At 57.5% G+C, this 6,097-nt stretch carries 8 protein-coding genes; 2 read left to right on the top strand and 6 right to left on the bottom strand.

Going from position 1 to position 6,097, the window contains the following annotated elements; all coding sequences use genetic code 11:
* Positions 1–70 precede the first annotated feature (70 nt).
* The 4 genes from H8S59_RS25520 to minC all read right to left on the bottom strand — a co-directional run bounded on the left by H8S59_RS25520 (position 71) and on the right by minC (position 2,804).
* Complete coding sequence (locus H8S59_RS25520) at positions 71–706, bottom strand: RluA family pseudouridine synthase (RefSeq protein ID WP_095093455.1); 636 nt, start codon at positions 704–706, stop codon at positions 71–73.
* A gap of 81 nt (positions 707–787) precedes the next feature.
* On the bottom strand, positions 788–1,042 hold the full coding sequence (minE, locus tag H8S59_RS25515; RefSeq protein ID WP_027898645.1) for a cell division topological specificity factor MinE: 255 nt from the start codon (positions 1,040–1,042) through the stop codon (positions 788–790).
* A complete protein-coding gene (gene minD, locus H8S59_RS25510; protein ID WP_027898644.1) occupies positions 1,042–1,854 on the bottom strand; it encodes a septum site-determining protein MinD in 813 nt (270 codons plus the stop codon). Before minD ends, minE begins: the two co-directional genes overlap by 1 nt.
* A 209-nt stretch (positions 1,855–2,063) precedes the next feature.
* Entirely contained in the window at positions 2,064–2,804 is a 741-nt protein-coding gene (minC, locus tag H8S59_RS25505) for a septum site-determining protein MinC (protein ID WP_187523232.1), read from the bottom strand.
* Positions 2,805–2,923: 119 nt separating this feature from the next.
* Between minC and H8S59_RS25500 the strand changes: the two genes are divergently transcribed.
* Together H8S59_RS25500 and H8S59_RS25495 are read left to right on the top strand one after the other, a co-directional pair.
* Positions 2,924–3,856, top strand: a complete 933-nt coding sequence (locus tag H8S59_RS25500; protein WP_187523231.1) for a lipid A biosynthesis lauroyl acyltransferase — start codon at positions 2,924–2,926, stop codon at positions 3,854–3,856.
* Positions 3,857–3,875: 19 nt separating this feature from the next.
* Positions 3,876–5,060, top strand: a complete 1,185-nt coding sequence (locus tag H8S59_RS25495; RefSeq protein WP_187523230.1) for a patatin-like phospholipase family protein — start codon at positions 3,876–3,878, stop codon at positions 5,058–5,060.
* Positions 5,061–5,134: 74 nt separating this feature from the next.
* Here the strand turns inward: H8S59_RS25495 and H8S59_RS25490 are convergent, their stop codons facing one another.
* Positions 5,135–5,911: a DeoR/GlpR family DNA-binding transcription regulator gene (locus H8S59_RS25490; RefSeq protein ID WP_187523229.1), complete on the bottom strand. Its 777-nt coding sequence runs from the start codon at positions 5,909–5,911 to the stop codon at positions 5,135–5,137.
* 3 nt (positions 5,912–5,914) lie between these two features.
* On the bottom strand, positions 5,915–6,097 hold a 183-nt coding region (locus H8S59_RS26840), incomplete at its 5' end, for a hypothetical protein (protein ID WP_214658472.1).

Raw genomic sequence — 6,097 nt, 5'->3', positions numbered from 1 at the left:
AACTCGATCTCATGTGGGAGCGTTGCTTGCCCGCGATAGATACGCCGCAGAGACAACGGCCAAAGCTCAATCAAAACGGCGCAGGACACTCAAACCGCAACCGCTCGCCACTCTGCGGATGGGTAAAGCTCAACATGCTCGCATGCAGACACAAGCGCGGATACGCGGCCAGTGCTTCCGGATGTGCATACAGACCATCGCCCAGTAGCGGATGCCCGATCGACAGCATGTGTACCCGCAACTGATGCGAGCGCCCAGTAATCGGCGTCAGTTCGACACGGCTGTAATGGCCGCAACGCTCCAGTACCTTCCAGAACGTCTGCGCATGCTTGCCAGCTTCGTGATCCACCACATGCCGAGGCTTGGTGGGTGGGTCGTAACGCAAGGGGAGGTCGATGCTGCCGCTGTCCAGCGTTGGTTCACCCCAGCACAGCGCGGTGTAGGCTTTTTCTGTCTCCCGATCATGAAACTGCCGGGACAGTTCGCGATGGGTGTCCGGATCGCGGGCCAGCAGAATAATCCCGGAGGTTTCCCAGTCCAGGCGATGAACGATGCGAGCTTCGGGGTAACCGTTTTCCTGCAGGCGGGTGATCAGGCAATCCTTGTTGTCCTCGGCACGGCCAGGAACGGAAAGCAGCAGGGTCGGCTTATCAATCACCAGAACGCCAGCGTCCTGATGAATGATGCGGATGTTGGACAACGGCATTTGGCAGCCTCTAAACGCCAACGGCGACGCAAGCCCCACTCCTGAAAAGGGAGGCCTGCATCGCCGCAGACAACCGCCGGATCAGCGATCTGGCAGGGTGATGTTGAGTTCCAGAATCGAGCAGCTGCCCTGGTTTTCCAGAGCAACCTGCACGTCGTTGGACTCGATGTTGACGTACTTGCGGATCACTTCGACCAGCTCCTTTTGCAGGGCTGGCAAGTAGTCCGGAGTCGTACGTTGGCCGCGTTCATGCGCCACGATGATCTGTAGACGCTCTTTCGCAACCGACGCGGTACTGACTTTTTTGCTGGCACGAAAGAAGTCGAAAATGTTCATCAGTTACCCCCGAACAGGCGTTCGAAAAATCCTTTCTTCTGAATGTCCAGGAAACGGTGCTCGCGCTCTTTGCCCAACAGACGATCAACGGCATCGCTGTAAGCCTGACCAGCATCGCTCTGATCGTCGAGGATGACCGGCACGCCCTGGTTGGAAGCTTTAAGTACTGCCTGGGACTCCGGGATCACGCCCAGCAGAGTCACCGCGAGGATTTCCTTGACGTCATCGACGCCCAGCATCTCGCCCTTGCTGACACGCTCCGGGTTGTAGCGGGTCAGCAGCAGGTGTTCCTTGATCGGGTCTTCGCCGCGCTCGGCACGACGGGACTTGCTGGCCAGCAGGCCCAGCATGCGGTCCGAGTCACGTACCGACGATACTTCCGGGTTGGTCACGACGATGGCTTCGTCAGCGAAGTACATCGCCAGGTGAGCACCGGTTTCGATACCCGCCGGGGAGTCGCAGACGATGTACTCGAAGGATTCCTTGAGTTCCATCAGGACTTTTTCCACGCCTTCTTTGGTCAGCGCGTCTTTGTCACGGGTCTGGCTGGCCGCCAGTACGAACAGGCCTTCGATCTTTTTATCCTTGATCAGCGCTTGTTGCAGGTTGGCTTCGCCGTTTACCACGTTGACGAAGTCATACACCACACGACGCTCGCAGCCCATGATCAGGTCGAGGTTACGCAAGCCGACGTCAAAGTCGACGATGACAGTTTTGTGGCCGCGCAGTGCGAGACCGGTACCGATGGCGGCGCTGGTGGTGGTCTTGCCCACACCACCCTTGCCGGATGTAACCACGAGAATCTTGGCCAAGGTGTATCACCCCTAGAGGAAAAGGACATTGAGTCCTGAAGAGCGTCCCTTGAAGCGGCGACCGTCGAACAATGATGGAAATTGAAAGCTGTCAGGCGTCCTACCTTGAGAGCGATTTGCCAGGAACGATGAAAGCCCCTGGATTTCCTACTGCCTTTGCTACGTTTTCGCGACGAATCAGGGATGCTTTGAAAATGGCGCAGTATCCGTTAAAGCCGGATGATGTTCAACACGTCACCTGACAGGCTGACCTGTACCGACGTACCCCACAGTGGATCCCTGCGTAAATCTTCCGAAACCTTGTACTGCCCGGCGATGGATATCAGCTCGGCGCCCATTTGCTGACAGAAGATTCGCGCCTTGGTGTCGCCTTTTATTCCTGCCAGCGCTCGGCCGCGCAGTGGACCGTAAACATGGATGTTGCCATCGGCGAGAAGTTCCGCACCGGGACTGACCGGGGCAATCACCACCAGATCACCGCCGGGGGCATAGATCTGCTGACCACCGCGTACGGGCGTGGTGATCACGCGGGTCGGTTTGACGGTTGGCTCGGGCGGTGTTTCGGCTTTTTTCTTCGCCGCTTCACCTTCCAGCGGATCCAGTGCACGCTCGCGGGCACCTGAAGGCGGCAATACCGGCAAATCGATTGCGATGGCTGCGGCGATGTCTTCGATACGGTTGGCGCGGATCGCCAGGGTGCGCAGGCCGTGCTGACGGCACACACGCATCAGGCCGGGCAGGTCCACGGCGCCGCTGTCGGCGGGAAGTTTGTCGAGGGCCAGCACCAGCGGGGTATTACTGAAAAAATTCGGTGCCTGGGCCACTTTCGCTGCCAATTGGCGGTCGAGGGCCTCAAGGTTGTTACGGGCCAGCTCCAGCACAGTGATGGCGAGCATGCTGCCCTTGAGTTGGAAGACAGGTTCCTGTTCTTGCGATTCGTTTTGGCTCATGGTCGGCATACAACGGCTTGTCGCTAAAAGTGCCGAGACTTATAACGATAACGCCCGCTAGCCGCAAGCGGGGTCGAACCGTTGTAGAATGCGCGGCCATGGTTTTGATGGACGCTTTAATGGATCGCCCGCGTTTTCGAGCTTATTTTCTTCACCCCCGTTTCTGGCCGCTATGGCTGGGGCTCGGGCTGTTGTGGCTGGTTGTTCAACTGCCATTCCGCGCGCTATTGATCATCGGGCGGCTGCTGGGCGCGGTGATGTATCGGTTTGCCACTGATCGCAAATACATTGCGTCGCGCAATCTGGAGCTGTGCTTCCCGCATCTGTCCAGCGCTGAGCGCAAGCGTCTGCTCAAGGAAAATTTCGCATCCACAGGCATCGCCTTTTTTGAAATGGCCATGAGCTGGTGGTGGTCCAGAGAGCGTCTGGCCAAACTGGCGCACATTGAAGGCCTTGAACACTTGCAGGCTGCGCAGCAGCAAGGGCAGGGCGTGATTCTCATGGCGCTGCATTTCACTACGCTGGAAGTGGGTGCTGCGCTGTTGGGCCAGCAACACACCATCGATGGCATGTACCGCGAGCACAAAAATGCGCTGTTCGATTTCGTTCAGCGTCGCGGCCGTGAGCGCCACAATCTGGATTCCCTCGCGGTAGAGCGTGAAGACGTGCGCGGGATGCTCAAGCTGCTGCGTGCCGGTCGCGCGATCTGGTACGCACCTGATCAGGACTACGGCGCCAAGCAAAGCGTGTTCGTGCCGTTGTTTGGCATTCAGGCCGCCACCGTGACGGCCACCAGCAAATTTGCCAAACTGGGGCGTGCTCAAGTCGTACCGTTTACTCAGCAGCGATTGGCTGACGGAAGTGGCTATCGACTGGTTATTCATCCGCCTTTACAGGACTTTCCTGGCGAAAGTGATGAAGTCGATTGCCTGCGCATCAATCAATGGGTAGAAAGTGCCATTACGGAGTGTCCTGAGCAGTATCTCTGGGCGCACCGTCGATTCAAAAGCCGACCTCCGGGCGAGCCAAAAATCTATAAGAAGCGTACGTGATCAACTGAGGCGCAGCTAAATGCTCGAACCCGTCATCGCAATGGATGCTGTGAATGATGTAGAACCCGTTACCGGGTTGATTCTGTCTGGTGGTGGGGCGAGGGCTGCTTATCAGGTTGGGGTGTTGGCGGGGATTGCCGATTTGCTGCCTCCGGGCGCGCCCAATCCGTTTCCGGTCATTGTCGGGACGTCCGCAGGCGCGATCAACGCGGTCAAACTGGCCAGCGGAGCATTGCACTTCCGTACGGCAGTGCATCAATTGACCGAGTTCTGGCAGGGATTTCGCAGCCATCAGGTGCTGCGTAGCGACTGGCCAGGGGTGATGAGTCAGGCCGGGCGTTTCTTCGGCAACAGCCTGCTGGGGATTGGCTCCCGAGTGCCAGTTGCCTTGCTCAACAGCTCGCCGTTGCGAGATCTGCTCACTGAGCGGCTTGACCTGTCAGGCATTGATGCGGCAATTGCAGCCAAACACCTGCGGGCGGTAGCAGTAACTGCGTTTGGTTATGAGTCTGGCCACGCCATGACGTTCTATCAGGGCAAGGGCACCATCGACCCGTGGCTGCGCCATCGTCGACTCGGAGTGCCGACGCAACTGACCATTGATCATTTGCTCGCCAGCTCGGCGATCCCGTTGCTGTTTGCGCCGGTAAAGATTGATCAGGAATATTTTGGCGACGGTGCGGTGCGACAGTCAGCACCGATCAGTCCCGCGCTGCATCTGGGAGCCAATCGAGTCCTGGTAGTGGGTGTTAGTGGTAATCCGCGGGGTGCTGATGCCAACCGGCAGGTGCAGCGGGTCACGAACGGCAATCAGCCAACCCTCGCGCAGATCAGCGGACACATGCTCAACAGCACCTTCATCGATAATCTCGAAAGCGACATCGAAGTGCTGGAACGGATGAATCTGGTCAGTGACATGCTGCCCTGCGAGCATCGTGTGCGTGAGAAAGGCCTGGCCCCGGTGGAGGTCTTGATCATTGCTCCGAGCCAGCCCATCGACCAGATCGCTGCCCGCCATCGTCATGAACTGCCGAGAGCTTTACGCACGTTTTTGCGCGGGCCGGGGGCGACCAAAACCAGTGGTGCCAGTGTGCTCAGCTATCTGCTGTTTGAGGCGGGTTATTGCCGGGAATTGATTGAGCTGGGGCGGTATGACGCCATGGCGCAGGGCGAACAGTTGAAGCGTTTTTTGCGGATTGAGTGAGCCGTGAAGGCTGACTATCTGACGTTGACAGGCAGTTCGGTACCGGCACTTCATTGCACTGGCTGCCGGCGATTTCAACGTGCCGTGACGACATTGGAAATCTGTGTAAAGAAGGGCTCCAGCCTTTCTCGTGGAGCGTCATGTTCAACCACCAAGGCTGCTACCTCGCGACACTCCGCCACTTGATAATGCGCAACGCTAGAGAGCTTTTCATTCGTCGCTGCGACAACCAGTTGGCCGCTCGCCGCGATGACCGCGCGTTTAAAATCGGCGTCATCTAATTCGAATGCCGTCACGCCGTTATCAGGGTCGATGGCGCAGGCTCCGATAAAGCAACAGTCAAAGTTGAACTGCTGTAATTGCTGGACTGATCTTAATCCGGTCACACCCCCTGTCTTCGGATTCAGACGCCCTCCCAATAGAATGACTTCGGCGCGGGGCAGTTTCATCAATTGCACTGCAATCAATGGTGAGTTAGTCGCCACGGTCAGTTGCAACTTGGGATCTATGGCGCAGGCGATCGCCATATTCGTGGAGCCCGCGTCAATGAATACATGTTGTCCTGAGGTCAAAAACGAGGCGGCGGTCTTACCAAGTCTTTCCTTGCGTGACGAGTCCTGAAGTACCCGGACGTCCATCGGATCCTCCGACTCACGCATCAGGATCGCCCCACCGTAGACGCGCTTACAAAGCCCAGCCGCCGCCAAGGCACTCAGGTCGCGTCTTATGGAGTGCTCGGATACACCGAACTCACTTGCCAGATCAGTCGCAATCACACGTCCGTGCCTTACCAGGCGCTCTTGAATTAATTGCTGGCGTTCTCCAGGGAACGCTTCAAGTGTGGAGACCATGCTTTAAAACCCTTCAGGATCAATCATAAACGAGCAGAACCAAGCGCGAATATCCTGTTCTTTTATCCTGAAGTCAAACGTATTACTGGAACGCTTACTCTCTGACGGCACAGATGTAGCGACTGCACTGGCTTCTTCCCGGCTGAAGCCGGTCCTGCGGATCGCATAAATCCTGTGGGAGCGAGG

Source organism: Pseudomonas folii (assembly GCF_014357575.1).
GTDB lineage: Bacteria > Pseudomonadota > Gammaproteobacteria > Pseudomonadales > Pseudomonadaceae > Aquipseudomonas > Aquipseudomonas folii.
The sequence above is the reverse complement of the archived record's forward strand: the minus strand, read 5'-3'. Positions and strand labels throughout refer to the sequence as shown.